Genomic DNA, 21,128 nt, shown 5'->3' on the forward strand with positions numbered 1-21,128 from the left:
CTCAAGAGGCTTAGCAATGAACGTCCAATCCCAAGCAAGAGCCGCCTATTCCAAACATGGCGCACCAACCAGAACCCACCGAGGCACCGAATATGAAATCTTCGCAAAAATAACGAATGCGTTGCGGATCGCCTCCGCAAAAGGTCCACAGGGCTTTCCCGAACTGGCAGATGCAATTCACAAAAATCGCCAGCTTTGGACCTTGCTCGCAACGGATGTAGCCAGCAAAAACAATGGTCTGTCACAAGACCTCAGAGCACGCCTATTCTATCTGGCAGAGTTCACTCAAGAGTATTCTCCCAAAGTGCTCCGACAAAATGCAAGCATAGCGCCACTCCTTGAGATCAATGCCGCAATCATGCGCGGCCTTAACGGAGGGCAATCACGATGAGTGGTTTGATATTGAAGCTTGGGCCGCGCGAGCGTGTATTGATAAATGGAGCAGTGATCGAAAATGGTGACAAGCGCTCCCGATTGGCTGTCAAAACTCCTGGCGCCAATATTTTGCGCCTCAAAGATGCTATCCACCCTGAAGAAGCCAACACGCCTGTCCGGAGGGTTTGCTACACAACACAACTGCTTTTGTCTGGTGATACGGACGCAGAGACAACCAAATTTCATGTTCTTCGCAGGATTGAAGAATTGAGCCAAATTCTCACAGACCCAGACAGCCGCGCGTTTCTGAATGCGGCCACAACGGCTTTGAGAGAAGAACAATACTATCGCTGCCTAAAAGCCCTAAGAGCCCTTCTTCCCCGTGAAGAACGCCTGCTCGCAACGAGGCTACAATGAGCTTTCAGCCTATCATTCCAAGCACAGGTCTTGCTGGGTGGCAGTTCTTGCAAAACACATTGGACAGACAAGTCAAAGCCCATGAAGATTCTCCGATTGTCCAAAAAGCAGTCGATTATTTTGCCGAAAACATAGCCAAAATTACCAGCCCCAAAGAGCTGGTTCAGGACAGGCGCCTGCTTGAAGTTGCTCTCGGTGCCTTCGGACTTTCAGAAGACATTAACAACAAGTTTTTCATCGAAAAAATTCTTGCCGAAGGCACCAGCACCGAAGGAGCGCTTGCCAACAAGCTCGCGGATAAGCGATATGCTGCCCTCGCAGATGCTTTCGGCTTTGACACACTTCCGCAAACGGGCCTGACCAGTTTCTCTGACAAAATAATTGCGCAATACGAAAGAAGGTCCTTTGAAGTCGCCGTGGGCGCGCAAAACGATACCTTTAGGATAGGCCTTAATCTTGAGCGCGAGCTGCCTGACATTGCCGCAAAAGTCAGCACCAACGACTCCAAATGGTTCTCTGTGATGGGAAACCCAGCCCTGCGTGAAGTCTTTCAGACAGCTTTTGGCTTGCCATCAGAATTTGCACAGGTCGATCTCGACCAACAGCTGGCTGTTTTCAAAGACACCGCTCTGCGGCGGTTCGGAACCAATGACATTGCTGACTTTGCATCCTCGGACAAACTGGAAGAACTGACCCAACTCTATTTTTTGCAAGATCAGATCAAGCAAACCGCCTCTGTAGGGTCTGCCTCTATCGCTCTAACACTCTTGCAAAGCACTCCGGCGTGGACGTAACTTTAGCTCACAGCCAGCCTCTGGGCCCGCGGCCCCCCTCTCGCAGCGTCTCCCCCGCCAGAATTCCCTTTGGCCTTGCGTAAAATAAGGCGCAACTTGTCGAAACTCTGTTGCGCGGTAAGCCGTTCTTTCAGGGCAAAGAAGGCCTCTAACTCAGGCCAGACAGCCACGGCAGCATCAAGCTCAACATTGCGGCCGGTCTCATAAAGGCCAGCCTCAATCATCAATTGGGACTTTTCATAAAGGCTTAGCATATGCCTGACCTCCCAGATCACCTGGTTTTCGGCCTCACTCGCAGCAGCAGGCAAACTCCGAGAAATCGACCGCAAAATGTTGATTGCAGGATAACGTCCGCGCTCTGCAATTTCGCGCTCCAACACGGTGTGGCCGTCCAAGACCCCCCGCAGGATATCCGCCACCGGCTCATCCATATCAGAGCCAGCCACCAAAACAGAAAAAACCGCTGTGATCACTCCGCTCCCTGCGCGCCCCGGGCCTGCCCGCTCACAAAGGCTCATCAACAAATGCGAAAGGGACGGCGGATACCCTCGCATCGTGGGCAACTCTCCCGTCGCCACAGCCACTTCGCGGTGGGCTTCTGCAAACCGGGTCAACGAATCGGCCAGTAACAAGACATGCTGTCCCGCTTCACGGAAATACTCGGCTACGGCCATTGCCGTCCAAGCACATTGACGGCGCAACAGCGGTGATTGATCCGCAGTTGCTGTCACAACAATCGTTCGCGCCAAACCTTCTGGCCCCAGAACATTTTGCACAAATTCTGCAAGCTCACGTCCGCGCTCTCCTATAAGCGCAAGCACAACAATATCTGCTTCAAGTTGCGTGGCAAAGCTGGCCAGCAAGCTGGATTTCCCAACGCCAGAGCCCGCAAAGAGGCCTATTCTCTGGCCTTTCACAATCGGAAGCATTGTATTGAACACACCCATACCGGTTTCCAATCGAGACCCGAGCAAACTGCGCTCGGCAGGCGGTATCGGGAGGGCCTTTAGAGGCATTTCTTTTGCCCCCTGTGGCAAGGCACGGCCATCAAGCGGACGGCCCATCGGGTCGATGATGCGCCCTATCCACGCCTCATTTGGCGCAATGGAAGCCTTGCGAGCCAATACCACCCGGTTTCCCAAAGCAATGCCGTCAGGGTCCGCTTCCGGGAGAACAATCATCTTGTCCTCTTGCAAGCGCAGCACTTCGCCAACAAGCTGGCTTCCGCTGCGAAGGCTTATTTCCACTTGATCGCCTTGGCAGGCCACGCCCTGCAAGCCCCTGACGTCAACAAGCCCGTTTTCAACTCCGCTCACACGTCCAATCCAGCGCGCCATATCGACGGAGCCAATGCTTTTAACCACCTGCATAAAACCAACTTCGCCCATCTCCACCTCCAAAAAATATTCATGCTGAACAATTTATAAAGGAATCAGGGTTAAGCCTTGGTTGAAACCAATCGAGGGAGAAGCCCCGATGCTTGAAAAAATATCTGTTTTCAAAACAGCCTACGCCATGGCACGCCATGCAGGGGCCAGGCAAGCCGTCTTGGCTCAAAATATCGCCAACGCGGACAGCCCTGGCTACCGCGCCAAAGATATCGCCCCATTTCGTGTAGCACCGGACCAGGGGCGCGCTGATGCCGGGATGGTTGCAACCCGCGCCACACATTTATCCGGAGCGAACGTGGCCACGCCACTGCGGATAAATGAGGCCCGCGACAGAAGCAGCGATCCAAACAAAAACAGCATCTCTCTTCAGGACGAAATGCTCCACGCGGTCGCGGCTAAGCGCCAGCATGATCGTGCTTTGGCCATCTATCGAAGCGGCTTGCGTATTTTGCGCAGCAGCCTTGGCGGAAAGTGAGACAAAAATGAGTGATTTTTCCAAAGCACTGGATGTGACAGTCAGCGGCCTAAAAGCACAATCGCAGCGGCTGCGCCATGTGTCTGAAAACATTGCCAACAGTGATACCCCAGGCTACCGCCGCAAAACGGTGAGCTTTGAAAGCGAGTATCAAACAGGGGCCAATGTCACCCGCGTTGAAACGGGGCCTGTGCGCCTTGATCAATCTGAACTGGAACGCATTTTTGATCCTTCTCACCCACTGGCAGATGAGAGCGGCCATTTTCAGGGGTCCAACGTCAATCTCTTGATCGAGATCGCCGATGCCCGCGAGGCCCAGCGCAGTTACGAGGCCAATCTCAAAATGTTTGAACAGGCCCGCCAGATGTCATCCGACCTTATGTCACTCTTGCAGAAATAAAGGAGATCCAGAATGGATATTCGTGCTCTTAATGCCACCCAAAAATACTCGGCCCTTCGAGAAGCCACACAACCTCTTCCCGAGGTAAATGACGCAGTCAAATTTGCGGGACAAACCGCTGATGACTTTGCCACAACTCTCAAGCAGGGCGAAGATATTGCCATGGCGGCCATGTCAGGAGATGCCGACCCCCACGCCCTCGTCCAGGCGCTGGCTCAGACAGAGCTCGCCGTGGACGCAGCCGTGAGCGTGCGAAACAAGGTTGTGGAAGCCTATCAGGAAATTCTGAGAATGCCGGTCTGAACCTATGGATGAGGCGATTTTCTTTGACACCATGCGCCAAGGCCTTTGGGTTGCCGTTGCAATCTCAACCCCTTTGCTTGTCGTAGCGCTCGTTACGGGGCTGGCAATCGGGTTGTTCCAAGCTTTGACATCCATCCAGGAGATGACCCTGACCTTTGTTCCAAAACTCGGAGCAATGCTGGCCGTTTTTTGGATTTCAATGGGCTTCATGGCGCAATCAATCGTCTCGTTCTTTCATGACAAAATCATCCCACTCATAGTCGGAGTCTGATCCATGGATAACGCCAGCTATACCACTCTCACCCGCCAGTCGGGGTTGATGCGGGAAATGCGAGTGATTGCCAACAATATTGCCAACAGCGCAACGAGCGGCTTTCGCCAAGAGGGGGTCATATTCTCTGAATATGTTTCCGATACGGGCAATGCCCCCTCAGTTTCGATGGCGCTTGGCAACGTGCGCAATACATCCCAGCAACAAGGTGCGCTCACAAGCACGGGCGGGCGGTTTGATTTTGCGATCGAGGGCCCGGGCTTTTTCCAGATTGAAACTCCGCAAGGCGCGCGCCTAACACGGGCGGGAAGCTTCACACCAAATGCTGAGGGTGAGCTGGTAACACACGCCGGTTACCGCGTGCTCGATATTGGCGGAGCGCCAATTTTTATCCCGCCTGATGCCTCCGATATGTCTGTTGGCAACGATGGAACAATCAGCTCTGATGGTCGCCCCCTCGCACAGCTGGGCATATTGGCCCCGGCAGACGGCACGCAACTGACCCGTGAAGACGGCGTCATGTTTCGCGCTGAAGGCGAGCTTGAGCCTGCCGCTCAGTTCTCTGTTTTGCAGGGCTTTCTTGAAAGCTCAAATGTGAACCCCATTGGGCAGATTGCACGCATGATCGAGGTGCAGCGCGCCTATGAACTCGGCCAAAGCTTTACAGAAAATGAAAGTGAGCGCCTGAAAAATGCGATTACCAGCTTCTTTAAGTAACCCAAGGAGAGACACATGCGAGCACTCAAAATAGCGGCCACGGGCATGAGCGCACAACAACTTCGTGTTGAGACAATCTCAAACAATTTGGCCAACATGTCGACAACCGGCTATAACGCCCGCCGTGCAGAATTCGCCGATCTACACTATCAACAAGCCACCAAACCGGGCACAATCAATGCCGCTGACGGCACAGTTCTCCCCACAGGAATTCAGCTCGGCCTCGGTGTGCGCCCCACGGCCGTGTCGGTTCATCTCGCTCAAGGCTCGCTCTCTGCCACAAACAGTGACCTTGATGTCGCCATTGACGGCGCGGGTTATCTTGAGGTCACTCTGCCCTCCGGACAGGCGGCCTACACCCGAGATGGCGGGCTGAAGCGTTCAGGGGAAGGGCTGATTGTCACTTCGGATGGCTTTCCAGTCGCTCCACAAATCACCATCCCCGCCGACGCCCGCCAGATTTCGATCAATCCAGACGGTGAAGTCTATGCCTATTTCGCCGACGCAACAGAAGGCCAGCTCTTGGGGCAGTTCTCGCTCGTTGGCTTTAACAATGCAAAAGGCCTTGAAGCGCTCGGAGACAATCTTTTTGTAGAAACCGAGGCCTCCGGTGCGCCGCTCGTCACAACCGCCGGCCAAGATGGCCTTGGCACATTGCGCCAGGGGTATCTGGAAGACAGTTCGGTAGACGCGGTGCGCGAGATCACCGAGCTCATCGCGGCACAACGCGGCTATGAAATGAATGCCAAAGTGATTTCTGCAGCCGATCAGATGATGGGTGCGACGGCCCAAATCCGATGAGACGCCTCACATTCCTCATAACCCTCCTGATGTTTGCAAGCTCGGCTCACGCTGACGTGGTTATCGCAATGCACACCATTCGCCCAAAAACGATCCTGAGCGAGAGCGATCTCGGTTTGAGGCCTGCACAAGTGCCTGGCGCCATCCAAAATCTGGAAGACGCGATCGGAATGGAAACGAGGGTCTCGTTGTATGCGGGGCGGCCCATTCGCGCAGCTGATTTGCGTCCGGCCGCAGTCATTGATCGCAACCAGATCGTCACATTGAGCTACCAGCACGGGTCTCTGACGATCAGAACAGAAGCACGCGCATTGGGCAGAGCCGCCCCGGGCGAAACAATCAAAGCCATGAACTTATCATCCAAAACGACTGTGCACGCCTTGGTTCTTCCAGACGGCACACTCGCCGTAAAGCCATGAGTGAGGACACATGAACCCAAAAACGATTTCCGTCCCGATTATGCTCTTGGTATGTTCCGCCTGTGGGCGGGCCGAGCATATCGGCCAACCCCCGCTCTTCTCGGAGAGCACAGGCACAGCGGAACATGTCGCAATGATGTCACCCGCCCTTCCCGAAGGCCTTTTTCGAGATCCCTCCAAAGCCCAAGCCTCCCTTTGGAGCAAAAGCCGAAACTCCTTGCTTGGTGATAGGCGCGCCATGGAGAAGGGAGACATTCTAACAGTTGTCATCGAAATTGATGAAAAAGCCGAAATATCAAACAAAAGCTCACGCTCACGCTCGGGCTCTGAAAGCTTATCGCTTCCAAGCCTGTTGGGCATTCCCCAGAGATTGAACGAAAGATTGCCAGAAGGTGCGACAATGGAGGAGGCCGTTTCGCTGAGCTCCAGTTCCAATTCCAGCGGAGACGGTGCTGTGCGCCGGAACGAGAAGCTCACCCTGCGTGTTGCGGCCACAATAACGGATGTCCTTCCCAATGGTGTGTTGCATCTTTCGGGGTCTCAGGAGGTTCGCGTAAACTTTGAAATGCGTGAATTGTTGATAAATGGCTTCGTGCGCCCTGCGGATATCAGCCGACAAAATGAAATTACCTACGACAAGATTGCCTCCGCACGCATTTCCTACGGTGGTCGCGGTCAGATCTCTGACATGCAGCAACCCCGTATCGGACAACAAATCGTCGATGCTCTCCTGCCGTTCTGATTATTACTAAGGAAACCCTAAACCATGGGAAAAATTCTTCCGCTCCTTCTGGCGCTTATAGGCCTGGGTGCCGGCGTCGGTGCCGGCTTTTTCTTGCGCCCCGACCCTGCACCAGAGATAGAAGCTCTCGCCCCATGTGGCAATGAAGAGACCCTCAAGGACGCCTCCAAAAAAGAGGCTGAAGACGAAACGCCTTCTTCACTGGAGTATGTCAAACTCAACAACCAGTTTGTGATACCTGTGGTCGACGACACGCGCGTTTCAGCGCTTGTGGTGATCTCGATCACCGTTGAAGTGGCGCAGGGGCGCAAAGAAGAAGTCTATATTCGCGAGCCCAAACTCCGGGACGCTTTCTTGCAGGTCTTTTTTGATCATGCAAATACTGGTGGCTTCAAAGGCGCCTTCACCAATTCGTCAAACATGGACACATTGCGCCGCGCGCTCCTTGAAACGGCTCACGACACAACACACGATCTGATCTCTGATGTTCTGATCATGGATATAGCCCGCCAAGATGTCTGATCGGGGAGGGTCGCCGCTTTAACGTCGGGCGACCAAATTGTGCGAGACAACCAAATCTGTCAATCCAGCGGCCAGTTTACGGTTGGCAACGAGCTGTCTTGAAGATTGCTGCTTTTTCAGGACAGCCTCAAAGGCTTTCGCGCGCCCGTTTGCGCGCTTGAGCCTCTGGGCCGCATCCTCGCGTTCCGCATGAAGGCGCGCCAGCTCATACATTATCGCAGTGCGCCGCCGCTCTATCCAGTTGCGCCAGAGCATGTCGACACCCAAGGATTGATAGGCCGGATCCGGCTCTTCGTCGGTCTGGCCAAGTTGAATCAAAATCGTGTTCGTATGGGCAATACGCGCACAGACTTTCTGGAAACAGGCCAAAGCCTCGCTGCGTTGTGCCTCCAGAACATCCAACAGTTGCTGGTCCTTGTTAACGGCCATTGCCAGCTCGCAGTTTGGTTTTCATCTGATCCGCAAAGCGAATAGCAGCAGCAACAGCCCTAAAGTGCTCTGTTTGTATTTCTTGGTCGATCGCTGTTGTCGCAAAAAGAGCACGCGCAGTGGGCGGATCCCGATGAATTGGAATATTGTTTTCGCGCGCAATCTCCTTGATTTTCCTGGCGGTTTCATCAACCCCCTTTGCAACACAGACAGGGGCCGTCCCGGGCATCCGGCTCCAAGCCAGTGCAACAGCATAGTGCTCCGGATTCACAATAATCACTGCCGCCTCAGGAACCCGAGCCGCCATTTGGTTGAGTGCGAGGTCTTGCGCCCTTTGCCGACGTGCCCCTTTCATATGTGGGTCACCTTCAGATTCTTTTTGCTCATCGCGCATGTCTTTGTCAGACATACGGTTTTTTCGTAAATGCTCTTTGTATTGCCAAAGATAATCGATCCCTCCGATGACCAACGCGACCAAAAATGCAACAAAGAAAAACTCTGCGCCGGTTTTGAACATCAATGTCACAACACTACCGGGGGTCATGCTGGTCGCATCAGCAATATCGCCCATGCGCGCTTTGAGAAACAGTCCGAGACAAACAGAATAGACAATTAGCTTCACAGAGCTCTTGGAGAATTCAAACAGCCCGCTACGACCAAACTTGTTTTTCGCGTTTGAAATGAGTGAAATACGCGACAGCTTGGGCATGAGTTTATCGGGGGCAAAGGTGAAGCCCTTGAGGGCGAGAAGCAATGTCAATACAGCAAGAGCAGGCACCACGAACCATCCGGCCGAAACAAGTAAGGCGGCATTCATCAAGCCCATTGTCAGGTTTTGAGTGCCCTGCATATCATATTGCAAAAAAGCTTGCTCGAAATATCCCACCATTTCGGCACATAAATAGACAAGACTCGACGCGCCAAACCCACCATACACAAGAAGCATCCCGCCATAGCTCGCCGCAACAGACAAATCTGCCGACCGCGGAATCTCTCCCTTCTTTCGGGCATCATCGAGCTTCTTCTGGCTGGGTTCGTGTTGTTTGTCGTTGTTTTCTTCTTCACTCATCAGCGAAACCCTTCTGGCCTTGCCAAGAATGCCTCAAAGGAAGCCCACCAGATCGAGAGCATCAAAGGTCCGAAAACCAAAAGAAAAACCAACCCCCCTGCCGTGATCACGGGAGCGCCTACGAAGGCAACCATCAGTTGTGGCATGGCACGGTTGATGACACCAAGCGTCAAATTGTAGAGAACAGACATCACAAGAAACGGACCCGCAATCGAGAACGCCAGCGCAAAACAACGTGCAACCAACGCTCCAAACCATTCGGCAAACAACGCAAGGTTCGGCAGCGTTCCCACGGGCAGAGCCCGATAAGACGTATCAATCATTTCAATAAGCCGCACAGGCAGCCCCATAAGCATGGCAAATGCAAGGCCAGAAACCACAAGCAAGTGCCCAATTGCCGGCATGGGCTCAGTTGACGCTCCGGCAAAAAGCTGAGCGAGTGAGGTCGCCTGAGCCGCCATTGAGCCCGCTGTTTGAAGTGCAATCACGAACATCCTCAGCGCCAATCCGAGAAAAAGGCCGATCGTTGTTTCGCTCAGCAGAATCGCCAAAAACGGGGCTTCGCGCCCCAAACTGGCCCCGGGAGGGCCCATCAACGGCAATATTGCCAGGGTCAAACACAAAGCGAGTGCCAGTTTAATCCGGATCGAAACCACAGATTCTCCAAAACCCGGCACAAACCCAACAATTGGTGCAATTCTCAAGAAAAGGTAGAACCCGTTTTCCAAAGTCAACTGGCTCAATCCAAGCAGTAAGCTCAGCTCTTCGCTCATGCTGCGACCACCCCGACAAGTGATGGGTGTGCATCGAGGCCTATTTCTTCATAGGAAAAAACAGGTGCGGGGATGCCCTTGGCTTTGGTAAGTGTGCGCAAAAAGCGCCGTCTGCGAGCAGATGTTACTATCGCCGCGGAAATGCCCTGATCGGAGGCATGGCTCACCTTGTCAGACAAACCATTTGACAACTTGTTGAAGAGATCAGGTGGCAGGGCAACATCAAGTCCGCCGCGCTCGGCCCCAACCTGATATGTGCTAAACTCGTCCTCCCACTCTGAAGCAAGCTGAATAAGCGGAATTGTCCCGTCTTCGCGCTTCCATTCCGCGACAAGCTGAAATCCCAGTCGCTGCCTCACATGTTCGCAAATCGCATCTGCTTGCGCATTCACCGAACGGGCCTCAACAATTGCCTCCAAAATAAGCGGCAAATTTCGGATCGAAACCTGCTCGTCCAACAACAGCCTGAGCACCATGTGCAAGACATCCATCGGCACTTTGTCCGGAATCAGCTCATCAAACAGCTTTCGGTTTGCCTGGCTGCGCTTTTGGTCCGAAAGGTTTGTCATTTCATCCAATAGCTTGGTTAATGACTTCAGAGAAAAGAGCCGACTGAAGTTCTGCTTTACGACCTCGAGCAAATGCGTCGCCAAAACCTCACCCGGCGTGACAACGGTAAAACCCTTCAAAACAAGATCTTCGCGAAAATTTGCTGCTACCCAACGTGCTTGCGCACCATAGACAGGCTCGCGCACATCAGCGCCATCTGGTAAGGCTGCCGCAGAATCTCCATGCAAGACCAAGACATTGTCTGGCTGCAACTCCGCCTGCGCCTGCGCCACACCCTGCACCATCATTTTATATGTGCCAGGGGCCAATGCCGGGTTATCTGTCAGCCGGATTTCAGGTAAAATGACACCATAGTGGCCAGCAATGTGATTGCGGATATTTGCAATGCGCGCATCCAATCCGGTTCCTGCATCCAGAATCATCTCAATAAGATCCGGCGCAAACTCCACGCTCAAATCATCCAGATCCAATATGTCGCCCAGAGATCTCTCGACTGGAACTTCACTCGCAGGCTTGGGGGCTGCCCCAATCGCCGCTAGGCTTTGGCGCTTTCTCAAAACATAAAGTGCCGCTGCTCCTAACACCATCGCGCCCAGCAAAAAGGGGAAAAACGGCAAGCCCGGAACGAGCGCGAAAAGCAGCATCAAGAAGGCTACTGTTCCGAGTGCTGCGGGGTGCTTTCCAAATTGCGCCAGCAGCGCCAGATCGGTCGACCCTGTCGCTCCGCCCCGCGCCAGCAAAAGAGCTGAAGCGATCGAGATGATCACGGCCGGAATCTGCGTTACCAGACCGTCACCTACGGTAAGGATGGCATAGGTTTCAAATGCATGACCAAGCGCCATACCATGCATGGACACTCCGATGATCAATCCGACTGCAAGATTAAGAAACGTTATGAGCAGGCCCGCAACTGCATCACCTTTGACAAACTTGGAGGCCCCATCAAGGGAGCCAAAAAAGGTGGTTTCAAGCTGTTCGCGTTCCCGCCGCTCACGCGCTTCATCATGTCCGATAGCACCAGCGGACATATCAGAGTCAATGGCAAGCTGTTTGCCGGGCATTCCATCAAGGGCAAAGCGCGCCCCCACTTCCGCCATACGCGCGGCGCCTTTCGTGATCACCATAAAGTTCACAATCAAGAGAACACCAAAAACCACGAGGCCCAGAAAAACATTCCCCCCCATGACAAAGCTGGCAAAGCCTTCAATGACATCGCCAGCTGCGTGGGTTCCAGTATGTCCTTCACCGATGATTAGCTTGGTAGAAGAAATGTTAAGGGAAAGCCTGAGCATAAGCGACGCGAGCAAAATTGTTGGGAATGATGAGAAATCAAGCGGCCGCTCAATAAAGAGTGTGACGGTAAAAATAAGGATGGCTAGCCCAAAAGAGGCCGCGAGCCCCATATCCAGAACCCACGCCGGCATTGGCAAAATCATCATGACAATGATTGCCATCAATGCCAGAGCAAGCAGCACTGTTGGCTGAAATATAGCTTCAATTTGCTTCATGACTGGAACTCAAGAAAGGGCCGTATCGGTTTAAAAAGCGTGACACCATCGTGCGGCTCTACCCTCATGAGAGAGCCCATCGTGCGCAAATGTCTGTTTGATTGTCCCGCAGGAACCCTCGTGCCAGTTGGCAAGCGGTATCCGTCCATCATAGGCGAACTTGGCCTGAATGCCCTCGCTTTGACAGACTCCAACTGCACTGCGAATTTCGCTTTGTATCTTTGCGCATGTTCGGCAGTGCGTGAATGATATGCGCCAGCCGCCGCCTCCCAGCTCCCAAGCTCTTGATAGAGCTGTGACAAAAATTTTGCCGCATAAGTGGCATTTGCCAAAGGGTCAAACATTTCCTCAAGAGAAGAGAAGGCTTTATGGTGCCATTTATAGTTGATTTGGAAGCAGCCCACGTCAAAATTCTGCGCGCCGCGTCTGTGGTGTTGCGATGCCAGTGCGCGTGCCGCTTCAGCGGTTTCAAGCCAGTATCCTTTTCCTTCCATATTGACGGTCCATGGCCACGGTATGATTTCATTTCCTGCACGCTGCCCTGTTTCGACACGCGTAATTGCCAACAGAACAAAGAGTGGGACATCGCTTCCCCTTGCGGCAAGCTGTGCCGCCTCATCGCAAAGGTTCCTGGTTTTAGGCCTTATCCCGGCCGCCTCTAGCGTTGGTGCATAAAGGCTCCAAGCCAACATAACGCAGCCAGCACGCAGGCCGCGTCTCAACCAATTTTTCATTCTCGTTATGGAATTTTTCATTCTTTGCCCCAAGCAAACTGCTTTGAGAAAAATTTACGCAAATGAAGTTTATATTTCGTTATTTTTCAGGCAAATAGACATCCCAATCGTCACTGCGCATCCCCAAAGTTCGTGAGTTCGTGGCGCGCCAAAACTGCGTTAACCAGTTCTTTGAGTTCGGAGGCATCATCCAACAAGGCTTTGCTATCCGAGAGCATTTCACCAGTTTCTGCCAATTCTGTCGTTTCAACCAGTGCGCGTTCGGTCGCCCATTCGGGTGCTCCAGTGCCAGCCAGCGCATCCCAATCCTCATCAAGCCAGGCTTGCTCTGCAGCCCGTTCGCTCTGGCCCAACGCCTCAAGCGCAAGACGCGCTTCAAAATGGTCTTCTAGGCCAATTTTGGCTTTAACCCTGATCGCATCGACATCTTCACCATGGAGCCCAAGCAATTCAGCTTCAGCCTGCCTAACCTTACCATTGCGTAAAGCCGCTTGGGCGCGCAATATTTTGCGACTGCGCCCAAGCTCTCCCCGCGCCGCAGACGATAAAAATACAAACGCGCGCTCAGAAAAGCCTAGATCAATCAACCTGCGCGCCGCCAGATGCTCAATCTCAGGCGTAAAAACAAGGTTTTCAGCCTCTGGTGAAAAAGCCGTTTCAAGGAAATCCAGATCCGTGGCGTCACGGGACACTTCACCCAATACATAGCTTGCAGCCTGCTTTTTTTGCGCCTCCTCCAAACGTGGTGCCAACTCGCCCAGCTGTGCCAGGCTACCCCGGTAGCCTCCGCTCGCCACCCTGGCAAACAAGGCCGCGCGCTCCAATTCAGCACCTATCGGCTCGCCGCGATACTCCCGCGCGAACGCTTCTGCAAGATCGGCGTCAGCAGCCTTAACCTCTTGTCCCGCTTGAATTTGCAGGTCAATCTTTTGGACAAGTGCTGCTGGTGCGCGCTCGCCATTGGCGCGCACAACCGCGTCCAACGATTTCAGCGCATCTCCGGCGTCACCGGCTGTTACATCTGCCTGCGCATCCACCATGGCCACATTTTGCAGGCCATCAGGCTGGCCACGCTCGGTATGCCGCGCGACATCTTTCAACAAGTTCTCTTTGCCCACAGCTTGCAACCGACTGGTTAGAAAAGGAGCCAAATGCGCCCGAAGCGATGTTGGCAATGCGCTAAAACTGCGCATAACAGCCGCTTCATTGAGCGGTTTGCTCGCGGTTATTTCACTCCCCGCCAGTAGCGCCCAAAGCGCCGCAGCGCTGTCACAGTCGGGTTGCCATGTAGGTGGTATAGGCAATTTGCGCTCTCCGTCTTCAACAATATCCGCCAGCACCAAAAGCGACGCCGGCGCATCCGCAGCGCCGAGCTCTCTCAAAACCTGCATCGCTTCTGTTCCCAACCCGTAGCCGATGTAGGCTTGGGCAAGTTCGATCGCCTTGTCTGTTTTGGGAGCGTCAAATTCGCCATAAAGTGCTGTGCGCAAGCTGCCGATATGAACGCCAAAGCCCTCTGGCCCTGTCCAGCTATGCACATCCAACTCTGAATCCGACATGCATTTCTGACCGTCGTCGTTATATGCCCGCGCGCCTTGGGAGAGAAAAACATCCCTATCTATGCTCGAAAAAGCCCGCATGTTCTGGCCTTCCTCCTCGGGTGCAAATTCGGGCTCATCCTCAGGCGGCGCCGGCTCCTTAGCGGTCAGGGTGGCCGTTTCCGTGGGTTGCGCTCGCAGATGTGGCTCAACCAGCCCCTGCGAAGCCACCCGCCCCAGGCGGTCCAGGAGTTTACGTTCAAGCACACGGCTTCGTTCTGCTCGCGCAACCGTCGTTTCAGATAGAACAATGCTATCCGGAGCCACTTTACGCCTAACCGTTGCCGGGAGCGGCACCGCAGCGCGCTCGCCTGTGACGACCGGCAACCGAAAGGACCCGGTGGCGACAGAGCTCTGTGCCGGCGCGTCAGCCGGGGAGTCCACGTCAAGCTCGGCCTGAACAGCACCAAAGGGTCTGGGCGCGCCAAAGATATCAAGCACCAGCATCCTGCTGCTCGCGAAATAGGTTCGCGTCTCACAGTCACAATTTGTGACAATCTCCAGTGCGGCGCCCGTATCACTCTGACGCACGTTTATGACACGGCCGGCATTTAGCTTGGCCATAACTGAAGAAACTTCAAAGTTGGGTGCAAGCCCTTCAAGCTTTAACTGTAAAGTATCTCCCTCAACAACCTGCCAAGGCACACGCCCGGGAAGATCAAGCGCTATCCGCGTAAAGCCGTTGTGCTCTCCGCTGCGCACCTTGACAGTCTGCCCAAACGCAACTTCAGGAAGGCAAAAAAGCCAAAGGAATGTCCAAATCCATCTCATGCTGCATCCTGTTTCAGCTCTTTGAGGGCCTCTTCAAGCTCGGTGAAACTTGGACGACAATGTGAAGGCGTATTCTGGCGCCCAACTTCGATGCAGATATTGGTCGCGTGATTGTGTAAGTTCGCCACCAAGACCTCCCTGATAAGCTGGTAGAAGTGGCCGTCCTCTTCGACAACAGTTTTCACTTTTGCTGAAAACGGGCCGACCAATCCATAAGCCAGAAACACGCCCAGAAACGTCCCAACCAAAGCGCCGCCAATCATTTTGCCAAGAACCTCTGGGGGCTGGTCAATAGATGCCATCGTCTTGATCACACCCAAAACAGCGGCCACAATTCCAAGGGCGGGTAGCCCGTCCGCCACTGTTTGCAAGGCATGACTTGAGTGCAAAGCATGGTGCAAATTGGCATCGATCCGCTTCTCGAGCACCTCCTCTACCTGATGTGGATCATCATAATTCATGGAGGCCGAGCGCATCGTATCACTAATCAGGTGGACAGCCTCCTTGTCCGTCAGGATTTTTGGATATTTGGAGAAGATGGAAGAGTCTTCTGGCGCTTCGATATGTTCCTCAATCGCAACCGGATTGGCACGCGCAAGGCGGATCAGCTCAAACAGCAAGCACAACAAATCCTTGTAATCATCATGCTGCCACTTGGGGCCTTTAAACACTTTTCCCATATCTTTCATGGTGTGTTTAACCGCAGCCATATCATTTGAAATAAGAAACGCGCCAACAGCAGCGCCACCAATCATCATCATCTCAAATGGAAGGGCTTTCAGGATGATTCCAAGCTTGCCGCCGGCAAGAAGATAGCCGCCAAACACCATTATAAAAATGACAGCAATACCGATTAAGCCAACCATTGACACTCACCTCAGTTGTTTTCCCGACCATAGCCTGCCGACAGTTAAGAAAGCCTCACTTCTTGGGAACATTCGCGTTGCGGCCCGCAAGAATAACACTGATTGTATAGGCACGCTCCGCAGATAACCCTGCCAGAATGGACGCAGCCACGGCTGGCTTCATTCGCCCCAAGAAACCTGCTGAAAATTCCGGGTCCATCTGTTCAAAAAGGGCCGCTGCATCCTTGGGCTTCATGTTCTCATACACCGTTGTCAACTGAGACAAATCATCTTCCGCAGCCGTTTCAGCCAAAGCAATTGTGGCCCTGAGTTCGGCCTCGGCTTTGGTCAGCGCAGCAAGTTTTGTTGCCACCTTCTCGTCCGCCAGGGCCAAAGCTTTCATCCGTTTCTCGATCTGAGATTCTTTTTCGGCCAGCGTTGCTTCGCGCTCTTTGAAGGCTGCGAGCATGTTGCTCAGGTCACCCGGTGTGTCGCAGGTGGTGGCCACACTCTCGGAGGTTGCTTCCTGAACAGGGGCTTTTTCAAGGGCGATGGCCTCACTGGCTGTCAAACCCAGCCGCCACATTGCCGAACTGATAAACAACACCCCAATCGTAAACAGCGCCCCTTTCGCAGGGCGCCGGCTGCTTCTTTTGCTCATTGTGCCCGCTCCTCTGGAGTGCGACGCATGAAGATCGGCTCTGAAGCCTCATCTGAAGCACCGTTCTTGCGGCCGGCACCCGCGCCATTCTCGGGCAGATCGTGCATGGAGGCCACCAAAAGCTCGAGCCTTTGGGCAACCCCTTCTGCACGGTCCGTTAGCCCGTCCAGTGACGTGGTGGACGATGCAGCAGTTGCCCGCGCTGCATCAAGCGTCTTTGTAAGGTCATCGACCTGCGCGGACAGCACAGCAACCGCCCCGCCAACGCCATTTTCCAAATCGTTAAACCGTGCCAGTCTTCGGGCCAGAACATAGCAATATACCCCCGCGCCCAGGGCCCCTCCAACCAGCAATACATCAGCTAAAAATTCCATGACACCCTCCTCAATTCAGGACAAATTCCATAATTAACAGATCGCGCACCCTGCCTTCCCCCACGACAAGCTGGACACGCCGCAACATCTGCGCACGCAACCGCACGAGCGCCGACGGGCTCTTCAAGTCCTTTAGCTCCAACGCGCGCAGGTAGCTGTTGAGCACATCAACGATTCGCGGCAGCAGCTTCTCAACATCGGCCTGATATTCACCTGGCGTCTCCAAATGCGCCCGAAACCGCAAATGCCTGTCGCGGCCATTGTCGATCAGGGAGACCGTCAACGGATCAATCTCGACGAACGCAATATCGGGCAAATCCTCCGGTTTTTCTTCCTGAGCCTTGGCCTCCTCTTGGCTCGGCGCCCCAAAAATCATGCCTGAATACACCGCGAAAAAGCCTCCTCCTCCGCCGGCAAGCGCCAGCACAACGCCCAAAATTAGAGGCAGCTTGGATTTCTTCTTTGGTTCTTCGTCTGGCTTTTCTTCGTCTGCCATAGGGCCCTCTCAGGAATTTTCACAAATCTTCTATAACCCGATCCGCCCTAACCGATTGTTAAGGCTGATCGGTCAAATTGAGATTGAATTGGGCAGAAGCCCTCAAATTGGGAGAGGCATCCTTGGAGCAGCTACAGAACGTGTTTGCATCAACAGATCTACGCCGCAAGATCATTGCTGGCCTGGCAGCAGCGGCCATGTTTGCCGCGATTCTCGCTATGACGAATCTTGCCTCAAAGCCGAGCATGACCTTGCTGTATTCAGGCCTTGAAACGAGTCAGGCAGGTGAGGTTGTGCAAGCCCTAGAGTCGCGGGGCGTGGCCTATGATGTGCGGGGCGGATCCATTTTTGTCGAGGCTGCACAACGCGATGCGCTACGGATGACACTTGCCAGCGAAGGTTTGCCAACCAACAATACCAAGGGTTACGAACTGCTTGATACGCTCAATGGCTTTGGCACGACGGCCCAGATGTTTGATGCCGCCTATTGGCGGGCAAAGGAAGGGGAATTGGCCCGCACCATTGCTGCAAGCCCTCTGATCTCAACAGCCAGGGTGCACATTGCCAACAGCTCTCGCAATCCCTTCCAGAAAAACGCTGAGCCCACAGCTTCGGTCTCTGTTACAGCCGTGGACGGTGCCTTGCCGAGCAAACATGCCAAGGCGTTGCGGTATCTTGTGGCCTCCGCCGTCGCAGGGCTTCCTGCCGAGAACGTTGCTATCATTGACGATAAAGGCGGCCTCATTGGGTCGGGAGACGAAGCCACAACATCAGAGGCCGGCCAGGATAAAGCTGAAGCACTGCGAGCCAAGGTGCAAAATCTGATCGAAGCCAGAGTCGGGTATGGCAACGCCGTTGTAGAAGTCAGCGTCGAAACCGTCACCGAAACCGAATCAATTCGTGAAACCCTGATAGACCCTGAAAGCCGTGTCGCCATCAGCACCGAGACAGAAGAACGCTCGGGAAATTCCACCGAAGCCGCTGGGGGCGATGTCACCGTGGCATCCAACCTTCCCAATGGGGCTGCCGGCGGAGGTGGTGACGGAAATTCAAGCCAAAACACAGAGACTCGGGAGCGTGTGAACTATGAAGTCTCCGAAACGCTCCGAGAGGTTGTGCGTGCCGCCGGGGCTGTAAAGCGCCTGAGCGTCGCTGTGCTTGTGAACGGCACAGAAGTGACCAATGCTGAGGGGCAAACTGTCTTTGAGCCGCGGTCTGCCGAGGAATTGGCCGACCTCAAAGAGCTGGTCTCCTCCGCCGTTGGCTATAGCGAAGCACGCGGTGATGTCATCACTCTGAAATCACTTCAGTTCCAACCACTTGACAGCGTCGGAACAGCGGCAACGTCCTCTTTCATGAGCAATATGGGGCTGGATGTCATGTCCCTTATTCAGATGGCCGTTCTGGCGCTTGTCGCGCTTGTGTTGGGCCTTTTTGTTCTGCGGCCCTTGATGACAAAACCGGCTCCGGCAGCACTGCCGACCCCGGCAACCGGCTTGCCTTATGATGGCCGCAGCCCCGAACCGCTCACCGGTGAAATCGCCGAGGGGAGCGAAGGCACAAGTGCTGTCGATTACAACAGCCGGAATGCCCTGTCAGACCAGGATAGCCGGACAGAAGAAGATCCGGTTGAACGCCTGCGCAATCTCATTTCAGAGCGTCAGGATGAGACCGTTCAGATCTTGCGAAACTGGCTTGAAAACAAAGAGGAGAAAGTTTGATGACAATTTCTCATCTGCTGGAAACCTTTGAAGAGGCACCGCCCGGGCAACGTTTGGGCGGAACGCTGGAAGACAGCCGTGCAGAAGCCGAACTTGCCGCCTTTGAAAACGCCTACAAAGCCGGTTGGGATGACTGCCATCGCGCTGCCCAAAGTTCGGCAGCGGCTCTCAGCGAGGATTTTGCTCAAAACTTGCGTGAGCTCGGCTTCACCTACCAAGAGGCATATTCTGCTGTTCTGCGCTCTCTTGAGCCTCTTGTCACAGAGCTGGTTGCCGCAACACTGCCAGAAATAGCCTGTCACGGACTGGGACAGCACCTGTTGGCAGAGGTCCAGAAAATCGCTCACTCCCATGCGGGGTGCACCCTGTCGATAACCTGCCACCCCAGCAAACAATCTATGCTCCACGCGGCGCTCCCTGAGGGTCAAAATCTGCACATTGCGTTGCGAACAGATGCCCAATTTGACCCGGGCCAAATCAGCTTACGGTTTGCCGGTTTGGAACGCGAAATAGACATTGCCGGCTTCACCACCGCCTTTCGCACGGCGCTGCTGGGTGCGGGCATGGATCACGTGCTGTTGCTTGGGGCCGGCGGCGCGGGCGCTGCGGTGGCCCATGCGCTGATTGCACTTGGCGCGCGGGCGCTGTCGGTGATCAGCAAGGATTCCGAACAGACGCGGGGATTGCTGGAAACGCTCGGCGTACTTTACCCCGGTTGTCACCTGCGGGCGTTGAACGGGCTGGACAAGGCAGCGGTGCAGGACGTGCAGGGTGTGGTCAATGCAACCCCGATGGGAATGGATGCCTATCCCGGCACGGCCATTGACGCAGATCTGCTACGCCCTGACATGTGGGTGTCGGATATAGTATATTTTCCGCTGGAAACTGAGCTATTACGGAAAGCACAAGCCACCCGGTGCCGGACCATGTCCGGGGCTGGAATGGCCATTCATCAGGCCGCTCTGGCCTTTCAGATCATCACCGGGCGCACGGCAGATGCCAACCGCCTGAGCGCCGAGTTCGACAGGCTGACAACGCCTGACCCGATCAAAACAGCATCGTCAGGATACCCTTAGATGAGCGACGCAGAAGAGATCCGCCATTGGTGGCGCACTTCCATCATCGACATGGAACCCGGCAAGATCGCCTTTCGCGGTCATCCGATTCAAGACCTGATCGGCGCGGTCAGTTTTCCGCAGATGATCTGGCTGATGGTCCGTGGCGATCTGCCCTCCCGAGCGCAAGCGGCGCTGTTTGAATGCGCGCTTGTGGCTGGCGTCGATCACGGCCCGCAAGCCCCGTCCATCGCGGCGGCGCGCATGGCGGCGACTTGTGGTGTGGGGCTGAACAACGTGATGGCCACGGGCGTCAACATGCTTGGCGATGTGCATGGCGGTGCCGGGGAATAATGCGCCGAGCTATACGAGAACATTGCCGCCCGGATGGAGGGCGGCATGGGTCTGGATCAGGCGGTGCGCGACGGCCTGGACGAATGGCGGGCCGCATATGGCAAGATCGTCTCGGGCTTTGGCCACCGCTTTCACAAACCGGTCGATCCACGCGCGCCGCGCCTGATGGCTCTGGTGCGGGAGGCTGCAGAGGCGGGCACTGTGTCGGGCCGCTTCGGCTCCATCGGCGAGGCCGTCCAGGACGAACTTGGGCGCCAGCGCGGCGGACGGCCGATCGCGATGAATATCGACGGGGCCACGGCGGTGATCTTCTGCGAACTTGGCTTCCCCCCACCCCTGTCACGCGGATTGTTCTGCCTGTCCCGATCTGTCGGTGTGCTGGCCCATGGCTGGGAACAGATGCAGCAAGGTGGCCGCAACAAGGGGCCGATGCCGCCGAAATTCCTTCCGGAATACGAGCCGAAGGACGCCACCAGCTAACCGCAACCTGCCCTGCGGAGTGGCCGGATCGAGCGCAGGCAGCCGCGCCCTCACCGCGCGCTG

25 protein-coding genes and 1 pseudogene are annotated in these 21,128 nt (G+C 54.7%); 15 read left to right on the top strand and 11 right to left on the bottom strand.

The window, feature by feature from the left end; genetic code table 11:
• Nucleotides 1-16 precede the first annotated feature (16 nt).
• Genes flaF through Q0478_RS05800 form a run of 3 tightly spaced genes read left to right on the top strand, consistent with a single transcriptional unit; the run spans nucleotide 17 to nucleotide 1,586 of the window.
• On the top strand, nucleotides 17-391 hold the full coding sequence (gene flaF, locus Q0478_RS05790; RefSeq protein WP_298677063.1) for a flagellar biosynthesis regulator FlaF: 375 nt from the start codon (nucleotides 17-19) through the stop codon (nucleotides 389-391).
• A complete protein-coding gene (gene flbT / locus Q0478_RS05795; protein WP_298677065.1) occupies nucleotides 388-792 on the top strand; it encodes a flagellar biosynthesis repressor FlbT in 405 nt (134 codons plus the stop codon). The genes flaF and flbT overlap by 4 nt, the downstream gene beginning before the upstream one ends.
• A complete protein-coding gene (locus Q0478_RS05800) occupies nucleotides 789-1,586 on the top strand; it encodes a DUF1217 domain-containing protein (protein WP_298677067.1) in 798 nt (265 codons plus the stop codon). The genes flbT and Q0478_RS05800 overlap by 4 nt, the downstream gene beginning before the upstream one ends.
• Before the next feature lie 2 nt (nucleotides 1,587-1,588).
• On the opposite strand, the gene Q0478_RS05805 is transcribed toward Q0478_RS05800, so the two are convergent.
• Nucleotides 1,589-2,974 carry a FliI/YscN family ATPase gene (locus Q0478_RS05805; RefSeq protein WP_298677070.1) on the bottom strand — a complete coding sequence of 462 codons (1,386 nt, stop codon included), beginning with the start codon at nucleotides 2,972-2,974 and terminating at the stop codon, nucleotides 1,589-1,591.
• Between the two features lie 88 nt (nucleotides 2,975-3,062).
• On the opposite strand from Q0478_RS05805, the gene Q0478_RS05810 reads away from it, so the two are divergent.
• The 9 genes from Q0478_RS05810 to Q0478_RS05850 are packed head-to-tail and all read left to right on the top strand — an operon-like array spanning nucleotide 3,063 to nucleotide 7,627.
• Nucleotides 3,063-3,452 (top strand): FlgB family protein, encoded by a 390-nt coding sequence (locus Q0478_RS05810; protein ID WP_298677072.1) that lies wholly within the window; start codon nucleotides 3,063-3,065, stop codon nucleotides 3,450-3,452.
• A 7-nt stretch (nucleotides 3,453-3,459) separates the two neighbouring features.
• Nucleotides 3,460-3,852, top strand: a complete 393-nt coding sequence (gene flgC, locus Q0478_RS05815; protein ID WP_298677074.1) for a flagellar basal body rod protein FlgC — start codon at nucleotides 3,460-3,462, stop codon at nucleotides 3,850-3,852.
• A gap of 12 nt (nucleotides 3,853-3,864) precedes the next feature.
• On the top strand, nucleotides 3,865-4,155 hold the full coding sequence (gene fliE / locus Q0478_RS05820; RefSeq protein WP_298677076.1) for a flagellar hook-basal body complex protein FliE: 291 nt from the start codon (nucleotides 3,865-3,867) through the stop codon (nucleotides 4,153-4,155).
• Between the two features lie 4 nt (nucleotides 4,156-4,159).
• The gene (locus Q0478_RS05825; protein WP_298677078.1) at nucleotides 4,160-4,426 is read left to right on the top strand and encodes a flagellar biosynthetic protein FliQ; all 267 of its coding nucleotides are present in this window, start codon (nucleotides 4,160-4,162) and stop codon (nucleotides 4,424-4,426) included.
• A 3-nt stretch (nucleotides 4,427-4,429) separates the two neighbouring features.
• On the top strand, nucleotides 4,430-5,143 hold the full coding sequence (locus Q0478_RS05830) for a flagellar hook-basal body complex protein (RefSeq protein ID WP_298677080.1): 714 nt from the start codon (nucleotides 4,430-4,432) through the stop codon (nucleotides 5,141-5,143).
• A gap of 15 nt (nucleotides 5,144-5,158) precedes the next feature.
• A complete protein-coding gene (flgG, locus tag Q0478_RS05835) occupies nucleotides 5,159-5,944 on the top strand; it encodes a flagellar basal-body rod protein FlgG (protein WP_298677081.1) in 786 nt (261 codons plus the stop codon).
• A complete protein-coding gene (flgA, locus tag Q0478_RS05840) occupies nucleotides 5,941-6,363 on the top strand; it encodes a flagellar basal body P-ring formation chaperone FlgA (RefSeq protein WP_298677083.1) in 423 nt (140 codons plus the stop codon). The genes flgG and flgA overlap by 4 nt, the downstream gene beginning before the upstream one ends.
• Nucleotides 6,364-6,373: 10 nt before the next feature.
• The gene (gene flgH / locus Q0478_RS05845) at nucleotides 6,374-7,105 is read left to right on the top strand and encodes a flagellar basal body L-ring protein FlgH (protein ID WP_298677085.1); all 732 of its coding nucleotides are present in this window, start codon (nucleotides 6,374-6,376) and stop codon (nucleotides 7,103-7,105) included.
• A 24-nt stretch (nucleotides 7,106-7,129) separates the two neighbouring features.
• Nucleotides 7,130-7,627: a flagellar basal body-associated FliL family protein gene (locus Q0478_RS05850; protein ID WP_298677087.1), complete on the top strand. Its 498-nt coding sequence runs from the start codon at nucleotides 7,130-7,132 to the stop codon at nucleotides 7,625-7,627.
• Nucleotides 7,628-7,645: 18 nt separating this feature from the next.
• Here Q0478_RS05850 and Q0478_RS05855 read toward each other — a convergent pair whose 3' ends face one another.
• From Q0478_RS05855 to Q0478_RS05900, 10 genes are all read right to left on the bottom strand, one after another.
• Entirely contained in the window at nucleotides 7,646-8,056 is a 411-nt protein-coding gene (locus Q0478_RS05855; RefSeq protein ID WP_298677089.1) for a hypothetical protein, read from the bottom strand.
• A complete protein-coding gene (locus tag Q0478_RS05860; protein WP_298677091.1) occupies nucleotides 8,046-9,125 on the bottom strand; it encodes a flagellar biosynthesis protein FlhB in 1,080 nt (359 codons plus the stop codon). The genes Q0478_RS05855 and Q0478_RS05860 overlap by 11 nt, the downstream gene beginning before the upstream one ends.
• On the bottom strand, nucleotides 9,125-9,898 hold the full coding sequence (locus Q0478_RS05865) for a flagellar biosynthetic protein FliR (protein ID WP_298677093.1): 774 nt from the start codon (nucleotides 9,896-9,898) through the stop codon (nucleotides 9,125-9,127). Before Q0478_RS05865 ends, Q0478_RS05860 begins: the two co-directional genes overlap by 1 nt.
• The gene (gene flhA, locus Q0478_RS05870; protein WP_298677095.1) at nucleotides 9,895-11,976 is read right to left on the bottom strand and encodes a flagellar biosynthesis protein FlhA; all 2,082 of its coding nucleotides are present in this window, start codon (nucleotides 11,974-11,976) and stop codon (nucleotides 9,895-9,897) included. Before flhA ends, Q0478_RS05865 begins: the two co-directional genes overlap by 4 nt.
• Nucleotides 11,973-12,731: a transglycosylase SLT domain-containing protein gene (locus Q0478_RS05875; RefSeq protein WP_298677097.1), complete on the bottom strand. Its 759-nt coding sequence runs from the start codon at nucleotides 12,729-12,731 to the stop codon at nucleotides 11,973-11,975. The genes flhA and Q0478_RS05875 overlap by 4 nt, the downstream gene beginning before the upstream one ends.
• 89 nt (nucleotides 12,732-12,820) lie before the next feature.
• A complete protein-coding gene (locus Q0478_RS05880; protein WP_298677099.1) occupies nucleotides 12,821-14,050 on the bottom strand; it encodes a hypothetical protein in 1,230 nt (409 codons plus the stop codon).
• 1,025 nt (nucleotides 14,051-15,075) lie between these two features.
• On the bottom strand, nucleotides 15,076-15,945 hold the full coding sequence (motA, locus tag Q0478_RS05885) for a flagellar motor stator protein MotA (RefSeq protein ID WP_298677101.1): 870 nt from the start codon (nucleotides 15,943-15,945) through the stop codon (nucleotides 15,076-15,078).
• A 55-nt stretch (nucleotides 15,946-16,000) separates the two neighbouring features.
• Nucleotides 16,001-16,585: a hypothetical protein gene (locus tag Q0478_RS05890; RefSeq protein WP_298677103.1), complete on the bottom strand. Its 585-nt coding sequence runs from the start codon at nucleotides 16,583-16,585 to the stop codon at nucleotides 16,001-16,003.
• Nucleotides 16,582-16,959, bottom strand: coding sequence for a hypothetical protein (locus Q0478_RS05895; protein ID WP_298677105.1), 378 nt, complete (start codon nucleotides 16,957-16,959; stop codon nucleotides 16,582-16,584). Before Q0478_RS05895 ends, Q0478_RS05890 begins: the two co-directional genes overlap by 4 nt.
• A gap of 10 nt (nucleotides 16,960-16,969) precedes the next feature.
• The gene (locus Q0478_RS05900) at nucleotides 16,970-17,455 is read right to left on the bottom strand and encodes a flagellar basal body-associated protein FliL (RefSeq protein ID WP_298677107.1); all 486 of its coding nucleotides are present in this window, start codon (nucleotides 17,453-17,455) and stop codon (nucleotides 16,970-16,972) included.
• 140 nt (nucleotides 17,456-17,595) lie between these two features.
• Here Q0478_RS05900 and fliF point away from each other — a divergent pair, with 140 nt between their 5' ends.
• From fliF to Q0478_RS05915, 3 genes and pseudogenes are all read left to right on the top strand, one after another.
• Nucleotides 17,596-19,176: a flagellar basal-body MS-ring/collar protein FliF gene (fliF, locus tag Q0478_RS05905; RefSeq protein ID WP_366914893.1), complete on the top strand. Its 1,581-nt coding sequence runs from the start codon at nucleotides 17,596-17,598 to the stop codon at nucleotides 19,174-19,176.
• A complete protein-coding gene (locus Q0478_RS05910) occupies nucleotides 19,176-20,252 on the top strand; it encodes a hypothetical protein (protein WP_298677111.1) in 1,077 nt (358 codons plus the stop codon). Before fliF ends, Q0478_RS05910 begins: the two co-directional genes overlap by 1 nt.
• Nucleotides 20,253-21,065 (top strand): annotated as a pseudogene (locus Q0478_RS05915) (citryl-CoA lyase).
• Nucleotides 21,066-21,128: the final 63 nt, after the last annotated feature.

Origin of the sequence: uncultured Lentibacter sp. (assembly GCF_937123735.1) — a bacterium.
Classification (GTDB): Bacteria; Pseudomonadota; Alphaproteobacteria; order Rhodobacterales; family Rhodobacteraceae; genus Lentibacter.